The sequence below is a fragment of the Cupriavidus sp. 05T41 genome (assembly GCF_056396525.1).
The window spans coordinates 1-20,638 of sequence record NZ_JBFTLQ010000111.1; the positions used below are offsets into that span (position 1 = coordinate 1).

The following is a 20,638-nucleotide window of genomic DNA, read 5'->3' on the forward strand; positions in this document are numbered from 1 at the left end:
GCGATGCGCCGCATCAACGCGGCATCGGKAGCGGCCACCACATGCCCGGCCAGCAGGGCGTCGAGCGCCGCGGCCTGCGCCAGTGCCGCGCGATGCTCGGGCAGCGCGGCCATGGCCTGGCCCGCGGCCCGTTCGCCGGCCGGCCAGTGCGCCGGATCGGCACCGTATGCCTCGGTCAGTGCGCGAAATCTCTCGGGTGTCATCGCATTTCCTCATCAGGGCCGCTGGCCGCCCGCTGCCAGCATCTCGCGCAGGCCGCGCCGCGCGCGCGCCAGCAGGCTTTCCAGCGCTTCGGTGCTGACGCCCATCAGTGCCGCCGCCTCCTCGTTGGACAACTCCTGGTAGTAATGCAGGACCAGTGCCTCGCGCTGACGCGCGGGCAGCCGCGCCAGCGCCGCGGCCACGCGCGAGCCCTGCATGGCCGCCTCCATCGCTTCTTCCGGACCGGCCTGCGGCGTGGCCTGTTCGGGCACGTCCTCGATGGCCTGCCCGCGCTCGCCGCGCAGGCGGTCGTAGCAGAGATTCAACGCGACCTTGTACAGCCAGGTGTCGAAGCGGGCCCGCCCCGGCTGCCAGCGCCCGGCCTGCTTCCACAGGCGCACGAACACTTCCTGGGCCACGTCTTCCGCCTCTGCCCGGTCGCCTAGCATGCGCGTGGCCAGCGCCAGCACGCGCGGCAGCTTGCGCGCGACCAGCTCGCGCACGGCGGCCGCGTCATGCCTGCCGACCCGCGCCAGCAGGACATMGTMGTCCGGATCCTTGTCGCTCAATGGGTGTGGTCTCGCTGGGGATCGTTGCGCCCGCCATGGTTGCCCGTGCCGCGCCGCCCCCGGGCAGGCGCGGCCCCTCCTCAGTAAACGTAGACCGGCGCGCGGTGATAGTAGGCCGGCCGTGCCGGCACGACCACGCAACCTGCCAGCGAAGCGGCAAGCAGTGCCGCGATCAGCACGCGTTTCATATCGTCCCCCCTCCTGTCATCGCCGGCGGCGGCGTGGGCTTGCGCATGAGCATCTCCAGTCGACCGCCGCGCGACAGGCGCGGCATGCCTTCTGTMATGTCTCTTAAACGTGCGCCGACAGGAAATCCGTCGGGCAAAAGCGTAAGAATTGATTACAGCGCGGGACGACCCTCACACGACCACGTCMACCCCTTCCATCACCCACTGGCGGAATGTCTGCAGCGCCGGCAGGTGCTGCTTCTGCTCCGGATAGCACAGGTAATAGCCCTTCTTGCTMAGCACRCGCGCGGGATGCGCCACGACCAGCGCGCCGGTGGCCAGTTCTTCCTCGATCAGGCAGCGCGGGATCAGTGCGATGCCCAGTCCCGACATGGCMGCCTGGGTGAGCAGCGAGAACTGGTCGAAACGCGCGCCGCTCCATGCCTTGCGCGTGGCCACGCCCAGCTCGGCGAACCAGTCCGGCCATGCCTCGGGCACGGTCGTGTGATGCAACAGCGGATAGCGCAGCAGGGCCGAAGGCGCGCGTGCCATGTCATCGGGCTCGCCCGTGAGCAGGCCGGGCCGGCACACCGGCAGCACTTCGCGTCCGGTCATGTAGTCGGCCAGGCTGCCCGGCCACACGCCGTCGCCGAAGCGGATGGCGGCGTCGAGATCGGGCTGGGAGAAATCGTAGCCCTGCGCATGCGGCACGAACTCCAGGCTGACATCGGGATGCTTCTCGAAGAACTGCGGCAGGCGCGGAATCAGCCACTTGGCGCCCAGGGTGGGCATGCTGGCGATATGAAGGGTGCCGCCGCGCCCCTGGCGGGCGATCAGTTCCACCGTGGCGGCTTCGATCTCGGTCAGGCTGGGGCGGATGCGGTCGAGGTAACGCTGGCCGGCATCGGTCAGCATCAGGCGCTGGCGCACGCGCTCGAACAATTCCACGCCGAGAAAGGCCTCCAGGCTGCGCACCTGCTTGCTGACGGCCCCTTGCGTCACATGAAGCTCGCGCGCCGCCACGGTGAAGCTGTTATAGCGCGCGGCGGCCTCGAAGGCCTGCAATTCAGTCAGCGACGGACACAAGCGTCGCATAGGTTACCCCTCACTTCACTACCAAATGGAATGATMACGCGATTTTATTTCGTTTGCGGCCTGCGTGCACGAACAAGCAGAATCGGGGCAGGCAGCTTTGACTTACTTCCAAGACCTTTCCGCCCTCCGCTTCTCTMCTCCTCGCCTTCTMCTTCAGGAACCCAACCATGCAACGCCGTAACATGCTCCGCCTCCTTGCCGCCACCGGCGCCGTCGCCGCCGGCCTGTCGCTGCCGGCAGCGGCCCAGGGTACCTACCCGACCAAGCCGATCACGCTGGTGGTGCCCTTCCCCGCTGGCGGCACCACGGACATCGTGGCGCGCATCGTGGCCGACAAGCTCGGCCAGCAGCTGGGCCAGGCGGTGGTGGTGGACAACCGCGGCGGCGCCGGCGGCAGCATCGGCACCGCATTCCTGGCCAAGGCCGCAGCGGATGGCTACACCCTGGGCATCGCCACGGCTTCCACGCACGGCATCAATCCGGCGGTGTACCCGCGCCTGGCCTATGACGCCACCAAGGACTTCACCACCATCACCAACCTGGCCTCCGTGCCCAACGTGATGAGCATCAACCCGGCAGTCAAGGCCAACGACATGAAGGCCTTCATCGCCCTGGCCAAGGCCCAGCCGAACAAGATGGCCTACGGCTCGGCGGGCAACGGCAGCGTGTCGCACATGATGGGCGAGCTGTTMAAGATGAGCAGCAAGACCGAGCTGCTGCACGTGCCTTACAAGGGCGTGGGCCCCGCGCTGAACGATGCGCTGGCCAACCAGGTGCAGGTGCTGTTCGACAACCTGCCGTCCTCGCTGCCCTTCATCGAAGGCGGCAAGCTGCGCGCCCTGGCGGTGGCTTCGCCCAAGCGCGTGCCGGCCCTGCCCAATGTGCCGACCTTCGCCGAACTCGGCCTGCCCGAAGTCAACGATGCATCGTGGTTCGGCCTGATCGCGCCGGCCAACCTGCCGGCCGACCTGCAGGCCAAGCTGCACGACGCCACCGTGAAGGTGCTTGCGCAACCGGAAGTCAAGGCTAAGCTTGAGAAGCTGGGCGCGGTGCCGGTCGGCAACACGCCGGCGCAGTTCGCCGCACAGATCAAGAGCGAAGTGGCGAAGAACAAGCGCATCGCCGGCGCAGCCAAGATCTCCCTGGATTAACCGAAGCTCATCATGACGGAAGCAGACCKAAAGACCGGGCTCACTCCCTACCTCCTGCAACTGCCGCAAGGTGAGAGCAGCCCGCTCTTTCTCGATTCGCCGCATAGCGCCACCACCTACCCGGCCGACTTCCGGCCGGCCGCCGGACTGCCCCTGCCGCTGCTGCGCCAGGCCGAGGACACCTTTGTCGACGAGTTGTACGCCGACGCCCCCGCACGCGGCATTGCGCTGCTGTGCGCGGGCTTCCCGCGCAGCTACCTCGATGCCAACCGCGGCATCGAGGAAATCGACGAAGCCGTGCTCGACGCGCCCTGGCCCGGCCCGCGCCAGGAAACCTCCAAGACCCGGCTCGGCAAGGGCCTGGTGTGGCGCGTGCTCGATACCGGCGAAGCCATCTACGACCGCAAGCTGAGCGTGGCCGAGGTGCAGGCACGCATCGCGCAGTACTACCTGCCCTACTACGCGCAGCTGCAGAAACTCGCGGACCAGGCCGTCGCGCAGCACGGCAGTGCGTGGCACATCAACTGCCATTCGATGCCGAGCGAAGCGGCGCAGTACGCCACGGAACACCCGGGCCTGCAGCATCCGGACTTCGTGGTCGGCGACCGCGACGGCACCACCTGCGACACGCGCTTCACCGACCGCGTCGAAGCCGTGCTGAAGGAACTGGGCTATGACGTCTGGCGCAACCACCCCTACAAGGGCGTGGAGATCGTGCGCGTGGTAGGCCAGCCGGCACAGCGCCGCCACAGCCTGCAGCTGGAGATCAACCGCAAGTTGTACATGGACGAAGTGGGTCTCGTGCACAACGCGGGCTTCGGCAAGCTCAAGGCGGATCTCAATCATCTGCTCGACGAGCTCAAGGCTTTCGTCACGACGACCCCGGCCCGCTGATCCCTGGCGCCTGCCACGCCCATGCGCGGCAGGCGGCGCGGCTGTGCAATGCAGCCGCGCAGACGTGCCCGGCAAGCGGCATGGCGCCCGCATTCATCGCCATCGCGATCGCGGCAATACCTCGGAGAACGCAGCGGAAGAACCTAGGGTAGTACCTAGGATCGGGAGATTTCGGAACTTTGGGGCATGGCTTTCCTCTATCATGGCAGACCTTTGCCAACCCCTTTTGCCTCAAAGCAAGACGATCCCGTGATCCGACGAATCTCCGACCTGATCGGCCGCCGCCTGTGCGCGCTCGCTGCCGCAGTGGCAGGTGCGATCGCCCTGGCGGGCTGCGCCGATACCCCGCTCAACGATAGCGATGCCGTGGCGAGCACGCCAGGCACCGCCACCGCGGCCGCCAAGGCCGCCACGCCGGCGCCGGCCGCCACCCGTTTGCCGCCTTCCCCGTCCGCCACGCCGCCCACCAAGACCGTGACCTTGCCCGCGCAAGGCCGCGTGAGCCTGGCCGAGTACCGCGCGCAGATGCGCCAGCAACTGATGCAGACCGAGAACGCCAGCGCCGACGTGGCCGACTGCGCGGCGCACGCCAGCTGGGTGGTGCCGCGCTCGGCCAGCTTCGATGCGCTGAAGATTCCCACCGGTGCGCTCGGCGCCGGCCAGGCCACGGTGGAACCGTGGGATGGACGCTTCTCGCAAGGCAAGCAAGCCGTGCCGGTAAGCTCCGTGGTGACCTTCGCCGCCACCGCGCACAAACGCAATGCCGAGGCGCAGTGGGAACCGGTCAAGGTGCGCTGCGGCTATGCCGAAGGCATGATGCTGGCCTACGAACTGCTCGATGGCAGCRGCACCGTCATCAGCGAGCCGGCGGCCGCGCMCGCGGTACACGGCAACACCCGCCAGGCCGCCAGCGCCAAGGGGCACAAAGGCAGCAAGGCGGCCAAGTCCGGCTCGGGCAAGGCTTCCGGCACCAAGTCCACCAAGGCGTCGAGCAGCAGCAGCAGCAAATCCACCACCAAGAGCACCAGCAAGTCCGGCAAGAAAGCGCAGCACTGACGTCGCCTGATGCCGGGGACAAGGCAGGCCGCGTCCGACGCGGCCTGCTGCCTTGCGCTCAGTCCAGCTGCGCGAGGATCGCCTGCAGCATGGCCGCGCCCAGCAGCGCGCTGCGCGCGCCGTTCCAGCCCACCGACGGATCAGGCTGGTCGGCATTGTCCTTGAACGGCATCTCCAGCGTCAGCGACAGGCAGCCGAAGGTATGGCCGATGTACTTCGAGGCCAGCTTGAGCGCATCCGCGTTGTACTTGCTCGCCGCATAGCCGTACACATCCTGGAAGTCCGGCGTGGCGCGCTTGAATGCTTCGATGAAGCGCTGCTGCTCGGCGCGTTGCGCCTCGGTGAAGCCCGGCAGCATCTCGCTGCCGGCGACGAAGTTATAGGGCAGGCCCTCGTCGCCGTGGATATCGAAGAACATGTCGCAGCCGGTCGCCTCGATGGCGCGGCGCACGTGGTACACCTCCGGGCTGGTCTGCGGGTCCGGCGCCATCCATTCGCGGTTCAGGTTGGCCCCGGCCGCGTTGGTGCGCAGATTGCCGCGCGCGGCGCCGTCCGGGTTCATGTTCGGCACGATATGGAACACGGCGCGCGCCAGCAGGCTGCGCGCGACCGGGTCGCCGGCCCACAAGCCGGTACCGGTCAGGCGCTGCAGCACGCCTTCGCAGAACCACTCGGCCATGGTTTCGCCGGGATGCTGGCGCGCGATCATCCAGATGGTCTTCTTGCCCTCGCCGGCCTTGCCGATGGTCACCGCGGTCATGTCGCGGCCGTCCACCGTGCTGCCCAGGTGCGACAGGCTGGCCAGCGGCGAGCGCTGGCAGGCGGCCAGCAGCGACAGGTGGCGATCTTCGGAATACGGCTCGAAGTACGCCAGCCAGACGCTGTCGTGCTCCGGCGTGAACGAGACCGTCATGGTGCTGCCGTCAAAGGCAGTGGGCACGCGGAACCAGTGCGCGCGGTCGTACGAGGCCACGGCCTGGTAGCCCCGCCAGCCATCCGGGTAAGTGCAGTCGCCCGCATTCAGGAACTGCAGGCTGCAGGCCTGGCCGGCCGCGCCCTGCAGGCGAAAATGGAACCACTGGCGGAATTCCGCGTGCGAGTCGGCGCGGATGCGCAGCCGGATATCGCTGGCCTGCGCGAGCGATTCGACCTCGATGGCGCCTGCGTCGAAGCTGGCGGAGATATGCAGGGCTGGTGTCATGGCTTGTGGATTCTCGAAAGCGTGTGCAGGAGCGCGTCGGCGCCGGTGCGTGAGCGGGCAGGCGGTTGCCGCTCAGTCCTCCAGGCGCCGGCGGAACACCCAGCGCGCATCGTCCGACGCCTCATTGTCGAAGGCATAGCCATCCTCGGCGAAGCGCTTGAGCTTGGCCGGCTCGGTGATCCGGTGGGTCACCGCGTAGCGCGTCATGGTGCCGCGGGCGCGCTTGGCATGGAAGGAAATGATCTTGTAGCGGCCACCCTTCCAGTCCTCGAACACCGGCGTGACGATGCGCGCGCCGAGCACCTTGGGGCGCACCACCTTGAAATACTCCTCGGAAGCGAGGTTCACCAGCACCGGCTGGCCTTCGGCCTTCTGCGCCTTGAAGTCTTCCTGCAGCAGCCTGGTGACGTCGTCGCCCCAGAAGGCGTAGAGGTCCTTGCCGGCAGCCGTATCCAGGCGCGTGCCCATCTCCAGGCGGTAGGGCTGCATCCAGTCCAGCGGGCGCAGCACGCCATACAGGCCKGAGAGGATGCGCACATGCTTCTGCGCAAACGCAAGGTCGTCGGTGGACAGGGACGGCGCGTTCAGGCCTTCGTACACATCGCCGTTGAAGGCCAGCACGGCCTGCTTGCTGTTGGCGGCCGAGAACTCGGGGGACCAGTCGCCGTAGCGCGTGGCGTTGAGCACGGCGAGCTTGTCGGAGATATCCATCAGCGCGCCGATATCCTGCGGGGCGAGCTTGCGCAAGCGCTCGATCAGCACCGCCGAGCGCTCGATGAAACGCGGCAGCGTATGGGTCTTCAGACGCGCGGGCGTCTCGTAGTMGAGCGACTTGGCAGGGGACAGGACGATGAGCATGGCAAAATCGCGGCAAACACAAAGACCAGATTGTAACKAATGCCATCACACTCCACCGAAGCCACCGCCGCCGCCGCGCCGCGGGTGGTGCTTGACTCCAATATCTGGGTTGACCTGCTGGTGTTCGCCGACCCGCATGCCGAGCCCATCCGGGCCGCGCTGCGCGCCGGCGCCATCGCCGCCGTGATCCGCCCGGACTGCCGCGAGGAACTGCGCCGGGTGCTGGCCTATCCGCAATTCGCCCATTTTGGCGTCGACATCCCCGCCGCCATGGCTACCGTGGACAGCCTCACCACCCTCATGGCGATTCCCGCCGAGGCCGACACGCTGGCGGCGCGCCTGCCGCGCTGCCGCGACACCGACGACCAGAAATTCATCGAACTGGCGCACTTTGCCGGGGCCGCCTGCCTGGTTTCMAAGGACAAGGCCGTGCTCAAGCTCAAGGGTCGCCTGCGCCGCCAGAGCGGCGTGGACATCCTGCTGCCGCAGGCCTTTCCGGCCTGGCTGGCGGCGCGCGCGGGTGACGCCCCGCAGGCGCCGGCCGATCCCCGCTAGAATGCCGGGATCGCTTCCTGCCCATTGACCATCCGGACCGTTCCTCCCGACCGTCCCAGCCTGACGCAGCTTCCCATGTCCAGCCAAGCCTCCTTCCTGCCGCCCCCGCTCACGCCGCCGCCTTCGCGCCTGCCCAAGGTCGGCACCACTATCTTCACCGTGATGTCGGCGCTGGCCGCCGAGCGCAATGCAGTMAACCTCGGCCAGGGTTTCCCGGACTTCGACTGCGACCCGAGGATCGTCGACGCCGTCGCGCATTCCATGCGCTCGGGCCTGAACCAGTACCCGCCGATGGCAGGCGTGCCCAAGCTGCGCCAGGCCATCGCCGACAAGATCGGCAAGCTCTATGGCCACGCCTACGACTGGGACAGCGAGATCACGGTCACGGCCGGCGCCACCCAGGGCATTCTCACCAGCATCCTGTGCGCGGTGCATCCGKGCGACGAAGTGATCGTGCTCGAGCCGTGCTACGACAGCTACATCCCGGCCATCGAGCTGGCCGGCGGCAAGGTGGTATCGGTCGCGCTCGACGCGCCGCATTTCCGCGTGCCCTTCGACCGCATCGCCGCGGCCATCACGCCGCGCACGCGCATGCTGATGATCAACACGCCGCACAATCCCACCGGCACCATCTGGCGCGCCGGCGACATGGAGCGCCTGACCGCGCTGCTGGCCGGCACCGACATCCTGCTGCTGTCCGACGAAGTCTATGAACACATGGTGTTCGACGGCCAGCCGCATGAATCGGTCTCGCGCCATCCGGAGCTGGCCCGCCGCAGCTTCGTGGTGTCGAGCTTCGGCAAGACCTACCACGTKACCGGCTGGAAGGTCGGCTACGTCGCCGCGCCGGCGGCGCTCTCGGCCGAATTCCGCAAGGTGCACCAGTTCAACGTATTCACGGTCAACACGCCCGTGCAGCACGGCCTGGCCGACTACATGGCCGACCCCGCGCCGTATCTCGGCCTGGCCGACTTCTACCAGGCCAAGCGGGACTTCTTCCGCGCCGGGCTGGCCACCACCCGCTTCAAGCTGCTGCCGTCCGACGGCACCTACTTCCAGTGCGTGGACTACTCGGCCGTCTCGAACATGAGCGAAGCCGATTTCTCGATGTGGCTGACGAAGGAAATCGGCGTCGCGGCGATCCCGGTGTCGGCCTYCTACTCGCAGCCGCGCGAATCCGGCGTGGTGCGGTTCTGCTTCGCCAAGAAGGAGCAGACGCTGGCGCTGGCGCTGGAGCGGCTGAAGAATCTGTAAGGGATTTCCGGGGATTTCCCGGTGTTTCCGGGGCCTCGGGGTCCACGCCTCAAGGCCCGCGGCGGCGCACGCGGGGAGCCGCGCCCCCCTTACTTCCTCCGGCTGAGCATCAGCTCCGTATTTGCCTTGCGCTCCGCATTCACCCTCTGCACCGAAGGGCGCTCCGACATGCGCTTGAGATAGTCCTTGACCGGCAGCTCGGCCAGCATGTMGTCGCCGTAGATGATTTTCGTGCACGACGAGATCAGCGGCAGGTGMACGATCGCYGCGCAGTCGGCCAGCGTGAAGGTGTCGCCGGCGATATACGGCGAGAACTTCGCCAGCCTGGCAAACCCCGGGATATAGCGTTCGAGCAGCTTGCGCTGCCGCTCCTTGGTGCCGTCGCTCACCTTGCCGCCGAAGAAGGCCTCGGGGTACAGCTCGCGCGCGGTCAGCTCCAGGTAGAGCTCCAGGAAGGTCACCAGTTCGCGCACCTTGCCGGCCTGGTACGGGTCCGCCGGCAGCAGCGGCAATTGCGGGTAGGTGGACTCGATATAGGCGTCCAGCACTTCGGACTCGCACAGCGGGCCGCGATCGGTGATCATGTAGGGCACCTTGCCCAGGGGCGATGCATCGTGATCGGTTTCGCCGAGCCAGGCCAGCACTTCCTCGAACGGCAGGTTCTTTTCCAGCAAGGCCAGCTTGACCTTGTTGTAGTAGTTGCTGGCGGAAAATCCGCAGAGCTTCAGCATGTCGTCTCTCTCCTCGTTATGGGTGGCCACGGCGTGGCCCCGCAATTCATCGTCATACACCGTCCGGCGCGCAAGGAACCGGCAGGCATGTGGGCCATGGCAGACTCTGGCGGCTGCCTGTGGCCGATCAGCGCACGCCGCTTGCACCCGGCGACTGTCGCGGAWGATGCAGAAAWCGTACGATCGTGCTAATTTAACCACAACTTTCTGGACGGACTATGAGCACTTTCACCATCGACACCCTCGGCATCGTGGGCACCGGCGCCATGGGCCGGGGCATCGCGCAGATCGCCGCGCAGGCCGGCCTGACCGTCAGCCTGTACGACACCAACCCGCAGGCCGTGGCGGCCGCGCGGCAGTACCTGCAGGATACCTTCGCCAAGCTGACCGAGAAGGGCAAGATGAGCGCCGAATCCAGCGCGGCCGCGCTGGCGCGCGTGCTGCCCTGCAATGCGCTCGAAGACCTGGCCGGCTGCGACATGGTGCTGGAAGCCATCGTCGAGCGCCTGGAAGTCAAGCGTGAGCTGGTGGCCAGGCTCGAAGCCATCCTGCGCCCGGATGCCGTGATCGCCTCCAACACCTCTTCGCTGTCGGTCACCGCGATCGCGGTCGGCGCGAAGCACCCGGGTCGCGTCGCCGGCTACCACTTCTTCAACCCGGTGCCGCTGATGAAGGTGGTCGAGGTGATCGACGGCCTGTCGGGCGACCCCGCCGTGGGCGATGCGCTGATGGCACTGTCGCGCCGCCTGGGTCATACCCCGGTGCGCTGCAAGGACATGCCCGGCTTCATCGTCAACCACGCCGGCCGCGGCATGAACATCGAAGGCCTGAAGGTTGCGCAGGAAGGCGTGGCCGGGTTCGCCGACATCGACGCCATCATGCGCGAGCAGGCAGGCTTCCGCATGGGCCCGTTCGAGCTGATGGACCTGACCGGGCTGGACGTGTCGCACCCGGTGATGGAATCGATCTACAACCAGTTCTACCAGGAACCGCGCTACCGTCCGTCGCCGATCACGGCGATCCGCTCGGTGGGCGGCCTGATCGGCCGCAAGGCCGGCGCCGGTTTCTACCGCTATGCCGACGGCCAGAAGCAGTTGCCCGCCACCACCGCGGCGCCCGCYACGCGCCCCGCCAGCGTGTGGGTGAGCCGTGCAGACGAACGCGGCCACGCCATGGCCGTCAAGCTGATCCACGCACTCGGCATGACGCCCGAAGCCGGCAACCTGCCGTCTGGCGAAGCCCTGATCGTAGTCACGCCGCTGGGCCTGGACGCCACCACCTGCGCGCTGCAGGAAGGCCTGGATCCCGCCCGCGTGGTCGCCATCGACACGCTGATGCCGTTCGAGGCCACCAAGCGCCGCACGCTGATGACCACGCCGGCCACCACCGCCGACATGCGCGAAGCCGCGCACGGCCTGTTCGCGGCCGACGGCGTGCCGGTCACGGTGATCCGTGACTCGGCCGGCTTCGTGGCCCAGCGCATCATCAGCTGCATCGTCAATATCGCCAGCGACATCGCGCAGCAGCGCATCGCCACGCCGGTCGACATCGACCTGGCCGTGAACCTGGGCCTGGGCTATCCCAAGGGCCCGCTGGCGCTGGGCGACGCGATCGGCCCGCACCTCGTGCTGACCGTGCTGCGCAACCTGGAGCGCCTGACCGGCGACATGCGCTACCGCCCCAGCCCGTGGCTGTGGCGCCGCGCCGGCCTCGGCCTGTCGCTGCTGGCCGAAGAGCAGTAATCCCGCGACCGCAAGCCCCCAGGGCTTGCGGTCGTTTCGCATCTGATTGCGCTGTCGCGGCCATGCTCCGCGCCAGCCCCGTTTCCGCCACCGAGCCGCCATGACCGCACAGCTGCTTTCCGAACGCGTCGACACCACCCTGGTGCTGACCATCTCGAACCCCGAGGCACGCAACGCACTGCACCCGGACATCTACGCGGCGTCGCAGGAAGCGCTGGAGCTGGCCTCGCGCGACGACGAAGTGCGCGCGGTGGTGATCACCGGCGCCGACGGCGTCTTCTGCGCCGGCGGCAACCTCAACCGCCTGCTCGGCAACCGCGCCAAGCCGCAGTCGGTGCAGGCCGAGAGCATCGAGGTCCTCAACCACTGGATCGAAACGCTGCACGCCTTTCCCAAGCCCATCATCGCGGCGGTGGAAGGCCCCGCGGCGGGCGCCGGCTTCTCGCTGGTGCTGGCCTGCGATTTCGTGGTKGCCGCCAGCGACGCCAAGTTCGTCRTGGCCTATGTCAAGGTCGGCCTCACGCCAGACGGCGGTGGCTCCTACGAGCTGGCGCGCGCCCTGCCGCGCCAGCTGGCCTCCGAGCTGATGATGGAGGGCAAGCCMGCGGATGCCGCGCGCCTGGCCCATTTCGGCCTGGTCAACCGCGTGGTGGCGCCAGGCCAGGCGCTCACCGAGGCGCTGCGCCTGGGCGAATCGCTGGCCGCGCAGTCGCCGCACGCGGTGGGCCGCATCAAGGGACTGATCAACCATGCGGGCACCGCCAGCCTGACCGAGCACCTGGCCGAGGAGCGCGACAACTTCGTGGCCGCGCTGCACCACAAGGACGGCGGCGAAGGCATCGGCGCCTTCCTGGAGAAGCGCAAGCCGCGCTACCGCTAGKCACCCGGGCAGCAGCGCATCCGCGCACCGAGCCACGCATGCCCGCGCAGACGGGCAACAGCAAAACAGCACCGGAGACACGCATGGAAATGCCGCCCTCGCCCCGCCGCCGCGTCTACCTGATGCGGCATGGCGCGGTGACCTACTTCGACGAGACCGGCCGCCCCGCGCTGCCCGAACTCGTGCCGCTGAACGAAACCGGGCGCGCCCAGGCCAGCGCCGCCGGCCGCGCCTTTGCCGCCGAACAGGTGCGCTTCGACCGCATCATCGTCAGCGGCCTGCCGCGCACCGTGGAAACCTCCGAGCGCGTGCTGGCGGAAATCCCGGGCATGGCCGACGCCGCGCTCGAAACCTGGCCCGCGCTGCAGGAAATCCGCGGCGGCAAGCTGGCCGGCATCGGCGACGACAAGCTGCGCGATGCCTTCATCGGCGCCTTCGAAGGCGAAGTGCCCGAAGACAAGCGCTTTCTCGACGGCGAGAGCGTGGGCGAATTCCTCGACCGCGTGCTGCCGCAACTGCAACGCCTGCGCGACGACCCCGGCTGGGACACTGCCCTGCTGGTGCTGCACGGCGGCACCAACCGCGCCATCCTCTCCCACGCCATCGCCTGCGGGCGCCGCGTGTTCTACGGCAGCCTGATGCAGACCGCCGGCTGCATCAATGTGCTGGACGTGGGCGACGCGCCCGCGGACTGGGTGGTACGCATGCTGAACTATTCGCCGCCTACGCCGGTGCACAGCGGCACGCGCCACACCACGATGGAAGTGCTGCTGCACCAGTACCTGCGCTTTCGCGACCTGCAGGCGCCGCCACGCTAGGCATGCCCGCGCGGAAACCGAATCGCGCAACGCAATACACTCTGCTCACGCAGACCCGAATCCAAGAAGACCAGACGACGCGGCATACCCGGAAACACCKAAATAACGGAGACAGCATGAGCAACAACGTTTCGAACTTCGAAGGCACGCGGCCGGTGGCCGAGCAGCAACGCTTCGACCTGGCCGCGCTGGAAGCCTGGATGGGCGAGCACGTGGCCGGCTTTGCCGGCCCGCTGACCATCGAGCAGTTCAAGGGCGGGCAGTCCAACCCCACCTTCAAGCTGATCACGCCGGGACAGACCTACGTGATGCGCGCCAAGCCCGGCCCGAAGGCCAAGCTGCTGCCCTCGGCCCACGCCATCGAGCGCGAATACCGCGTGATGGCCGCGCTGGCCGGCACCGACGTGCCCGTGGCGAAGATGTACGCCATGTGCGAGGACGAGGGCGTGATCGGCCGCGCCTTCTACATCATGGAATTCGTCGCCGGCCGCGTGCTGTGGGACCAGTCCCTGCCCGGCATGACGACGGCCGAACGCGGGGCCATCTATGACGAGATGAACCGTGTCATCTCCGCGCTGCATACCGTCGACTACAAGGCCATCGGCCTGGGCGACTACGGCAAGCCGGGCAACTACTTCTCGCGCCAGATCGAGCGCTGGACCAAGCAGTACAAGCTGTCCGAGACCGAGAGCATTCCCGCCATGGATTCGCTCATGGCCTGGCTGCCCGACCACATCCCGCAGGAAGATGCCGACCTGACCTCGATCGTCCACGGCGACTACCGGCTCGACAATCTCATGTTCCACCCCACCGAGCCKCGCGTGCTGGCCGTGCTCGACTGGGAACTGTCCACGCTCGGCCATCCGATGGCCGACTTCGGCTACCACTGCATGAGCTGGCACATCGCCCCGGGCCAGTTCCGCGGCATCGCCGGGCTGGACTACACGAGCCTGGGCATCCCGGATGAAGCCGCGTACCGCCGCACCTACGAGAAGCGCACCGGCCGGCCGATCACCGGCGACTGGAATTTCTACCTGGCCTTCAGCATGTTCCGCATCGCCGGGATCCTGCAGGGCATCATGAAGCGCGTGGTGGACGGCACGGCGTCGTCGGCGCAGGCACTGGATGCCGGCAAGCGCGCGCGCCCGATGGCCGAAATGGGCTGGGAGTACGCGAAGAAGGCAAAGCAATAAGGCCAGGCAACGAAGAAAGCGCTCTCGCTGCTCTCGCTGCACTCCAGCGCTGCCTGTTGCCATGAAGAGCCTCTTCCCCGACGGGGAAGAGGCTCTTTTCTTTCCGCACCAGTTGTCATATCACACGATATGTGTGGCAGCCTGCCCGCAGCCGGAAAGGTGCGACCCGGGAGGCACAGCMCGACATTATTGTCATAAATCCGCCCCTAGACCTTCCCCGGACTTCAGGCTATCATCAAACAGATACGACAACATACAACACCCATACAATAACGGAGACAGCAGCAATGCCGACCAGCCGCCGTACGTTCCTCTCCCAGCTCTCCGCCCTGGGCGCCACCGCCGCTGCGGGCGGCCTGGGCACCGCAGGTACCCTCCTGTCCTCCGCCGCACAGGCAGCCGACTGGCCCACCCACCCCATCCGCATGGTCGTGCCCTACCCGGCTGGCGGCTCGTCGGACATCATCGCCCGCCTGATCAGCAAGCAGCTCGGCGAAGCGCTCGGCCAGCCCATCGTGGTGGACAACCGCCCCGGCGCCAACGGCAATATCGGCGCGGCAATGGTGGCGCAGGCCGGCACCGACAACCACACGCTGCTGCTGTGCGAYGTSGGCGCGCTGGCCATCAGCCCRTCCGTCTACACCAAGCTCACCTTCGATCCGGGCAAGGCCCTGAAGGGCGTGTCGATGCTGGCTTACTCGCCGCACCTGCTGGTGGTCCACCCCTCCGTGCAGGCCAACAACCTGAAGGAACTGGTGGAGCTTTCCAAGCGCACCCAGCTCAATTTCRCCGTCACCGCCATCGGCAGCGCGCCGCACCTGGCTGGCGTGGCGGTGGCGCAGGCCACCGGCGCCAAGTGGCAGTACGTGCCCTACAAGGGCGGCTCGCAGGCCGTGGCCGATACCGTGGGCGGCGTGGCGCAGGTGCTGATGAACGGGATGCTGGCRACGYWKCCGCAGGTGCAGGCCGGCAAGCTCAAGGTGCTGGCGGTGTCCAAGAAGACACGCATGCCGCTGGTCGGGCAGGTGCCGACCATCGCAGAACAGGGCGTGCCCGGCTTCGAGTCCGGCACCTGGCAAGGCGTGATGGCGCCGGCCGCGATGCCCGATGCGCTGGTGGCGCGCATCAGCGCCGAGCTGATCCGCATCATCCGCTTGCCCGAGGTACGGGCCCAGCTGGCCGGCCAGGGCGCCGAGGTGGTGACCATGACGCCGCAGGAGACCAACAAGTTCTTCGTGGCCGAGCGGGCGCGCTGGGCCGCGGTGGTGAAGCAGGCCGACGTGCGGCTGGACTGAGCGGCCCCGCCAGACCCGCGCCTTCMCGGCAAACAAAAAGGCCGACTCTCCGCGAGTCGGCCTTTTTGCATGGGGTGCGCCAGCCGCATGCGCCGGCGCTGCGCTCAGTCTCCCAGCGCCACCCCTTCACGCCGCGGGTCGGCACCGCCCGCCCACGCCCACTTCCCGTCCGGGCGCTGGCGCCGCATGATGGCCTGCGTGCCGCTGGTCATCTCGATCTGCGCCACCTGGTGCCCGCGTTCCGTCAKGCCCTGCGCCAGCGCCGGGCTGACCAGTCCGGCTTCCAGTTCGGTCGGGCCGTTACGGCTGCCGAAGTTGGGCAGGTTGATCGCGGCCTGCACGTCCATGTTCCAGTCCAGCAGGCCCACCAGCGTCTTGGAGACGTACTCGATGATCTGCGAACCGCCGGGCGAGCCTACCGTGGCCACCAGCTTGCCGGTCTCGCGGTCGAACACCAGCGTCGGCGCCATCGACGAGCGCGGGCGCTTGCCCGCCTGCACGCGGTTGGCGACCGGCTTGCCGTTCTCGCTCGGCACGAACGAGAAATCGGTGAGCTGGTTGTTCAGCACGAAGCCGCGCACCATCAGGTGCGAGCCGAAATAGCTCTCCACCGTGGTGGTCATGGAGATMGCGCCGCCGGCACTGTCCACGGCCACGATCTGCGAGGTGGACACACGCGGCGGCGAGCGGTCCGGCGCCAGCGCGACGCTGGTGCCGGGCGGCACGCCGGGCTCGGCCTTGCCCATGCTCTTGTCGCCGATCAGGCTGGCGCGCTGGGCCAGGTAGGCCGAGTTGATCAGGCCGGCCACGTTGACCGGCACGAAGTCCGCGTCGGCCACGTAGAGGCCGCGGTCGGCATAGGCCAGCCGCCCCGCTTCGGACACCACGTGCACGGCATCGACGGTGGGTTCCAGGCCGGCCGGCGAGTTCACCTGCCGGGGCGCCATCGCGGCCAGCGCATACCTCGGATCCTTGGCCTCCAGCGCCTGCAGCGTGCCGAGCATCTGCGCGATGGCGATGCCGCCCGACGACGGTGGCGGCATGCCGCAGACCTTCCAGCGCTTGTAGTCGCTGCAGACCGGCGCGCGCTCCTTGGCGCGGTAGTCGCGCAGGTCCGTCAGCGAGAGCGAGCCCGGGTTGGCGCTGCCATTGACCTGCTTGACGATCTCGCCGGCGATCGGCCCGGTGTACAGCGCATTGGGCCCGCGCCGCGCGATCTCGCGCAGGGTCCGGGCCAGCGCCGGGTTCTTCAGCATGGTGCCGACCGGCTTGGCCTTGCCATCCGGCGTGAGGAAGTAGGCCGCCATCTCGGGCGAGTTCGGCAGGAACTTGTCGGCGGCGATCTGCGTATAGAGGCGTGGCGAGATMGGGAAGCCCTTCTCGGCCAGGTCGATGGCGGGCTGGAACAGCTTGGCCCAGGCCAGCTTGCCGTGCTGKCGGTGCGCCAGCTCGAGCGCGCGCAGCACGCCAGGCGTGCCCACCGAACGGCCGCCGATCTGGCCTTCGCTGAAGCTCATCGGCTTGCCGTCGGCACGCATGAAGAGGTTCTCGTCGGCGCCGGCGRGCGCGGTCTCGCGGCCATCGTAGGACTGMACGCGCTTGCCGTCCCAGTACATGATGAACGCGCCGCCGCCGATGCCGGTGGCCTGCGGCTCGACCAGGGTCAGCACGGCCTGCATGGCGATCGCCGCATCGATGGCGGAGCCACCGTCGCGCAGGATCTTGCGGCCCGCCTCGGTAGCCAGCGGGTTGGCCGCCGCGGCCATATGCCTGTCGGCGAACGTGGTGGTCATGCCCTGCCGGTAGCCCGAGGCCACTTCCGGCGCCGGCGGCATGGCGGTGGCCGGCGCGGCGGGCGCGGTGCTTGCCGCAGGCGGCGCGCTGGTCGGGGTCGAGCAGGCGCCTAGCAGCGCAAGCGCCGCGGCCGCCGCGAGCGGGCCGCGCCAGAGCGCCGTTGAATATACCTGGATTGCCATGCCTACCTCCTCCGGGGGGAAAGCCGCCATTGTAGKGCGTCGGCACGCGTGCGACACCCGCAGCAAACTGCGGGACAGCCCCGATKGACCGCGCGCGGCAATCGTGGGCCATCGGGCGGCGACCGGGCCGAGCGATTTTTTTTTCGCCGCGCCAACCCCACCGGCAAGCCTGGCTCGTTTCACTGGCAGCGCCCTGCCGCCGGCACCGCCGGCGCGGCCCTTTCCGGAGAAATGAACATGCACAAGCGCCTGGTAGTCCTGGCCGTTGCCCTGGCAATGGCCGCGTGTGGCGGACCGTCCCCCAGCCCGCAGGCGAGCCCCGCCGGCGACGACAACGGCGCGGCCGCCCAGCCGCCGGCTTCGTTGCCCGGGCGCAGCKCCGCGCACACGGCGACGCCGCCCGCGCCCCCTGCCGCTACCACCACGCCCGCCACCCCCGCCACGCCCGCCACCACCGGGCCCGCGGCCAAGGCCAGCCGGGCCGAAGCGTTCGCCGGCSCCGCTGCCGATGCCCGCGCGCCGGCGATGCGCCACCTGCCCGCGGCACCCGCGCCCATGGCGATGATCGCGCCCTCCCCGCAGCCAGCCTGGCGTGGCGAACCMGAGCGCGAGCGCTACGCCGCCATCGACGAGAACGGCGTGCAGCAGGTTGCGCAGGCGCCGGTCTCCACCTTCAGCATCGATGTCGATACCGGCAGCTACAGCAATGTGCGCCGCATGCTCAACGCAGGCCGCCTGCCGCCGGCCGATGCCGTGCGCGTGGAAGAAATGGTCAACTACTTCCCCTACGACTACGCGCAGCCGCGCGATGGCCGGCCCTTCGCGGTGCACGTCGCGGCCGCGCCGGCCCCCTGGCACGCCAGCAATGTGCTGCTGCGCATCGGCATCAAGGCCGCCGACGCCGCGCGCGAAAGCCTGCCACCCGCCAACCTGGTGTTCCTGGTCGACGTGTCCGGCTCGATGTATTCGCCCGACAAGCTTCCGCTGCTGAAGGCATCGCTCAAGCTGCTCACCGGCGCGCTGCGCCCGCAGGACCGCATCACGCTGGTCACCTACGCCAGCGGCACGCGCGTGGTGCTGCCGCCCACGCCAGGCAGCKACAAGACCGCCATCTCGGCGGCCATCGACGCCCTGGTGGCKGGCGGATCCACCGCGGGCGCGAGCGGCATCGCGCTGGCCTACCAGGCCGCGCAGCAGAGCTTTATCGCCGGTGGCATCAACCGCGTGCTGCTGGCCACCGACGGCGACTTCAACGTCGGCATCACCGACTTCCGCCAGCTCAAGGACATGGTCGCGGAGAAGCGCAAGTCGGGCGTGTCGCTGTCCACGCTGGGCTTCGGCACCGGCAACTACAACGACCAGCTCATGGAGCAGCTGGCCGATGCGGGCGACGGCGCCTACTCGTATATCGACAACCTGATGGAAGGCCGCAAGGTGCTGGTGGAGGAGATGAGTTCCACGCTTGCCACGGTGGCGCGCGACGTCAAGATCCAGGTCGAGTTCAATCCGGCCACGGTCAAGGAATACCGCCTGATCGGCTACGAAAACCGCGCGCTCAGGCGCGAGGATTTCAACAATGACCAGGTCGACGCCGGCGATATCGGCGCGGGGCATACGGTGACCGCGCTCTATGAGCTGACGCTGGCAGGGCAGCCCGGCCTGCTCGATCCGCTGCGCTACCAGCCGCAGCCGCAAGGCGCGAACAGCGGCACCGGCGAGCTGGCCCATGTGAAGTTGCGCTACAAGCGCGCGCAGGCCCAGGCCAGCGAGTTGCTGGAGCTGGCGGTGCCGGCCGGCGCGGTGCGTCCGCTGGCGCAGGCCGACGATGCCTTCCGCTTCGCCACGGCGGTGGCCGGCTTCGGCCAGGCCTTGCGCGGCGGCAGCCATGTCGGCACCTGGAGCTATGCCGATGCGCGCGCGCTGGCGCTCGGCGCGCGCGGCGGCGACCGCTTCGGCTATCGCGGCGAGTTCATTCAGTTGGTGGACCTGGCACAGGCCCTGTCGACGCGCGCGCCGCTGGCGCAGGGCGACGGCCCCGCGCCGCAGCCGCAGCGCTGAAGGCGKAGTGATGACGGAGGTGCGATGACGGCGGGCGCCACGCAGGCGCGTGCTGCATCGCACCCGGCGGGKCGCGCTCGCGGCGGCACGGGGCGCTGTCATATACTGCCGCGCATGAATGCCTCCGCGCCCGGCGCCCCGCCCGACCGCATGCCTGCCGGCATGCCAGACCAACCCGCCTCCAGCCTGTCGGCGTTGCCGGACACCGACCTCATGCTGCTGGTCGCCAACGGCCTGATCGAGCAGCCGGTGGCCGAGCTGTTCCGCCGCCACAACGCCGCACTGTACAACTACGTGGCCTGGCTGTGCCAGGGCAACACGGGCGAGGCCGAGGACGTGACCCAGAAGACCTGGGTCAAGCTGATGACCCGCTGCGGCGACTACCAGCCCAGCGCGGCGCTGCGCACCTTCCTGTTCCAGATCGCGCGCAACACCTGGCTCGACACGCTGCGCGGCGCCTACGAGCGCCAGCGCGATACGCTCGACGAAGACCATCTCGCCCTGCCCGCCGACGACCTCAGCCCCGAGGCCGAGGCGAGCCTGCGGCAGAATCTGCAAGGCGTGCGGCAGGCGCTGATGGCGCTGCCGGCCGCGCAGCGGGAAGTGATCGTGCTGCGCTTCTTCAGCGAGATGAGCGTGGAGGAGATCGCGCAGACGCTGGGAGAGAAATTCGAAACCATCAAGAGCCGGCTGCGCTACGCCTTTGCGCGCCTGCGCGAGAGCCTGGCGGCCGTGGCGCCGCAGGAGCGGCAGCCATGAGCGCGGACGAGCGATTCATTGCCGGCGAAGACCGGCTCGCGGCGCTGCTGCGCACGCTGCCGCCGTTTGCGCCGCCGCCTTCGCTGGAAGCGTCGGTGATGGCGGTGGCGCGCGCGGCGCAGGCCGCGCGCCAGGCACACGCCGCCGCGCCCGCCGTGCCCCCCGCGCCCGGATCGCCCCGGCCG

19 protein-coding genes and 2 pseudogenes are annotated in these 20,638 nt (G+C 68.6%); 13 read left to right on the plus strand and 8 right to left on the minus strand.

Features of this window, described 5'->3' with window-relative positions; genetic code table 11:
* From AC1DKV_RS36490 to gcvA, 4 genes and pseudogenes are all read right to left on the minus strand, one after another.
* Positions 1-203 (minus strand): annotated as a pseudogene (locus AC1DKV_RS36490) (hypothetical protein); the annotation flags it as partial.
* Between the two features lie 12 nt (positions 204-215).
* A complete protein-coding gene (locus AC1DKV_RS36495) occupies positions 216-770 on the minus strand; it encodes an RNA polymerase sigma factor (RefSeq protein WP_477139302.1) in 555 nt (184 codons plus the stop codon).
* 80 nt (positions 771-850) lie between these two features.
* Positions 851-958 carry a lipoprotein gene (locus AC1DKV_RS36500; RefSeq protein WP_441623973.1) on the minus strand — a complete coding sequence of 36 codons (108 nt, stop codon included), beginning with the start codon at positions 956-958 and terminating at the stop codon, positions 851-853.
* Positions 959-1,129: 171 nt separating this feature from the next.
* Positions 1,130-2,032, minus strand: coding sequence for a transcriptional regulator GcvA (gene gcvA, locus AC1DKV_RS36505; protein ID WP_441623975.1), 903 nt, complete (start codon positions 2,030-2,032; stop codon positions 1,130-1,132).
* A gap of 167 nt (positions 2,033-2,199) precedes the next feature.
* Here gcvA and AC1DKV_RS36510 point away from each other — a divergent pair, with 167 nt between their 5' ends.
* The 3 genes from AC1DKV_RS36510 to AC1DKV_RS36520 all read left to right on the plus strand — a co-directional run bounded on the left by AC1DKV_RS36510 (position 2,200) and on the right by AC1DKV_RS36520 (position 5,133).
* Positions 2,200-3,183: a Bug family tripartite tricarboxylate transporter substrate binding protein gene (locus AC1DKV_RS36510; RefSeq protein WP_477139303.1), complete on the plus strand. Its 984-nt coding sequence runs from the start codon at positions 2,200-2,202 to the stop codon at positions 3,181-3,183.
* Positions 3,184-3,195: 12 nt separating this feature from the next.
* Positions 3,196-4,077: an N-formylglutamate amidohydrolase gene (locus AC1DKV_RS36515; protein WP_477139304.1), complete on the plus strand. Its 882-nt coding sequence runs from the start codon at positions 3,196-3,198 to the stop codon at positions 4,075-4,077.
* Between the two features lie 249 nt (positions 4,078-4,326).
* On the plus strand, positions 4,327-5,133 hold the full coding sequence (locus tag AC1DKV_RS36520) for a BspC domain-containing protein (protein ID WP_477139305.1): 807 nt from the start codon (positions 4,327-4,329) through the stop codon (positions 5,131-5,133).
* Positions 5,134-5,191: 58 nt separating this feature from the next.
* On the opposite strand, the gene AC1DKV_RS36525 is transcribed toward AC1DKV_RS36520, so the two are convergent.
* Both AC1DKV_RS36525 and yaaA read right to left on the minus strand, forming a co-directional pair.
* Complete coding sequence (locus AC1DKV_RS36525) at positions 5,192-6,334, minus strand: M14 family metallopeptidase (protein ID WP_441623983.1); 1,143 nt, start codon at positions 6,332-6,334, stop codon at positions 5,192-5,194.
* Between the two features lie 72 nt (positions 6,335-6,406).
* The gene (gene yaaA, locus AC1DKV_RS36530; RefSeq protein WP_477139306.1) at positions 6,407-7,192 is read right to left on the minus strand and encodes a peroxide stress protein YaaA; all 786 of its coding nucleotides are present in this window, start codon (positions 7,190-7,192) and stop codon (positions 6,407-6,409) included.
* Between the two features lie 39 nt (positions 7,193-7,231).
* On the opposite strand from yaaA, the gene AC1DKV_RS36535 reads away from it, so the two are divergent.
* Both AC1DKV_RS36535 and AC1DKV_RS36540 read left to right on the plus strand, forming a co-directional pair.
* Positions 7,232-7,747, plus strand: coding sequence for a putative toxin-antitoxin system toxin component, PIN family (locus AC1DKV_RS36535; RefSeq protein ID WP_441623987.1), 516 nt, complete (start codon positions 7,232-7,234; stop codon positions 7,745-7,747).
* A gap of 75 nt (positions 7,748-7,822) precedes the next feature.
* Positions 7,823-9,001 carry a pyridoxal phosphate-dependent aminotransferase gene (locus tag AC1DKV_RS36540; RefSeq protein WP_477139307.1) on the plus strand — a complete coding sequence of 393 codons (1,179 nt, stop codon included), beginning with the start codon at positions 7,823-7,825 and terminating at the stop codon, positions 8,999-9,001.
* An 89-nt stretch (positions 9,002-9,090) separates the two neighbouring features.
* Here the strand turns inward: AC1DKV_RS36540 and AC1DKV_RS36545 are convergent, their stop codons facing one another.
* Positions 9,091-9,732: a glutathione S-transferase gene (locus AC1DKV_RS36545; RefSeq protein ID WP_477139308.1), complete on the minus strand. Its 642-nt coding sequence runs from the start codon at positions 9,730-9,732 to the stop codon at positions 9,091-9,093.
* A gap of 218 nt (positions 9,733-9,950) precedes the next feature.
* On the opposite strand from AC1DKV_RS36545, the gene AC1DKV_RS36550 reads away from it, so the two are divergent.
* The 5 genes from AC1DKV_RS36550 to AC1DKV_RS36570 all read left to right on the plus strand — a co-directional run bounded on the left by AC1DKV_RS36550 (position 9,951) and on the right by AC1DKV_RS36570 (position 15,660).
* Positions 9,951-11,474 (plus strand): 3-hydroxyacyl-CoA dehydrogenase, encoded by a 1,524-nt coding sequence (locus tag AC1DKV_RS36550; protein WP_441623993.1) that lies wholly within the window; start codon positions 9,951-9,953, stop codon positions 11,472-11,474.
* Between the two features lie 100 nt (positions 11,475-11,574).
* Positions 11,575-12,354, plus strand: a complete 780-nt coding sequence (locus AC1DKV_RS36555) for an oxepin-CoA hydrolase, alternative type (RefSeq protein WP_477139309.1) — start codon at positions 11,575-11,577, stop codon at positions 12,352-12,354.
* An 83-nt stretch (positions 12,355-12,437) separates the two neighbouring features.
* Complete coding sequence (locus tag AC1DKV_RS36560) at positions 12,438-13,172, plus strand: histidine phosphatase family protein (protein ID WP_441623996.1); 735 nt, start codon at positions 12,438-12,440, stop codon at positions 13,170-13,172.
* 116 nt (positions 13,173-13,288) lie between these two features.
* Complete coding sequence (locus AC1DKV_RS36565; protein WP_441623998.1) at positions 13,289-14,365, plus strand: phosphotransferase; 1,077 nt, start codon at positions 13,289-13,291, stop codon at positions 14,363-14,365.
* Between the two features lie 287 nt (positions 14,366-14,652).
* Positions 14,653-15,660: a Bug family tripartite tricarboxylate transporter substrate binding protein gene (locus AC1DKV_RS36570; RefSeq protein ID WP_477139310.1), complete on the plus strand. Its 1,008-nt coding sequence runs from the start codon at positions 14,653-14,655 to the stop codon at positions 15,658-15,660.
* A gap of 104 nt (positions 15,661-15,764) precedes the next feature.
* Here AC1DKV_RS36570 and ggt read toward each other — a convergent pair whose 3' ends face one another.
* Positions 15,765-17,636: a gamma-glutamyltransferase gene (gene ggt / locus AC1DKV_RS36575; protein ID WP_477139311.1), complete on the minus strand. Its 1,872-nt coding sequence runs from the start codon at positions 17,634-17,636 to the stop codon at positions 15,765-15,767.
* A gap of 237 nt (positions 17,637-17,873) precedes the next feature.
* On the opposite strand from ggt, the gene AC1DKV_RS36580 reads away from it, so the two are divergent.
* The 3 genes and pseudogenes from AC1DKV_RS36580 to AC1DKV_RS36590 form a co-directional block, all read left to right on the plus strand.
* Positions 17,874-19,694 (plus strand): vWA domain-containing protein, encoded by a 1,821-nt coding sequence (locus AC1DKV_RS36580; protein WP_477139312.1) that lies wholly within the window; start codon positions 17,874-17,876, stop codon positions 19,692-19,694.
* A gap of 162 nt (positions 19,695-19,856) precedes the next feature.
* The gene (locus tag AC1DKV_RS36585) at positions 19,857-20,453 is read left to right on the plus strand and encodes an RNA polymerase sigma factor (protein ID WP_441643663.1); all 597 of its coding nucleotides are present in this window, start codon (positions 19,857-19,859) and stop codon (positions 20,451-20,453) included.
* Positions 20,450-20,638 (plus strand): annotated as a pseudogene (locus AC1DKV_RS36590) (hypothetical protein); the annotation flags it as partial. The gene AC1DKV_RS36585 and the pseudogene AC1DKV_RS36590, both read left to right, overlap by 4 nt.

Coding starts and splice junctions, on each gene's coding strand:
- AC1DKV_RS36500 (WP_441623973.1), bottom strand. CDS start 958: ATGAAACGCGTGCTGATCGCGGCACTGCTTGCCGCTTCGCTGGCAGGT.
- AC1DKV_RS36525 (WP_441623983.1), bottom strand. CDS start 6,334: ATGACACCAGCCCTGCATATCTCCGCCAGCTTCGACGCAGGCGCCATC.
- AC1DKV_RS36560 (WP_441623996.1), top strand. CDS start 12,438: ATGGAAATGCCGCCCTCGCCCCGCCGCCGCGTCTACCTGATGCGGCAT.
- AC1DKV_RS36585 (WP_441643663.1), top strand. CDS start 19,857: ATGCCAGACCAACCCGCCTCCAGCCTGTCGGCGTTGCCGGACACCGAC.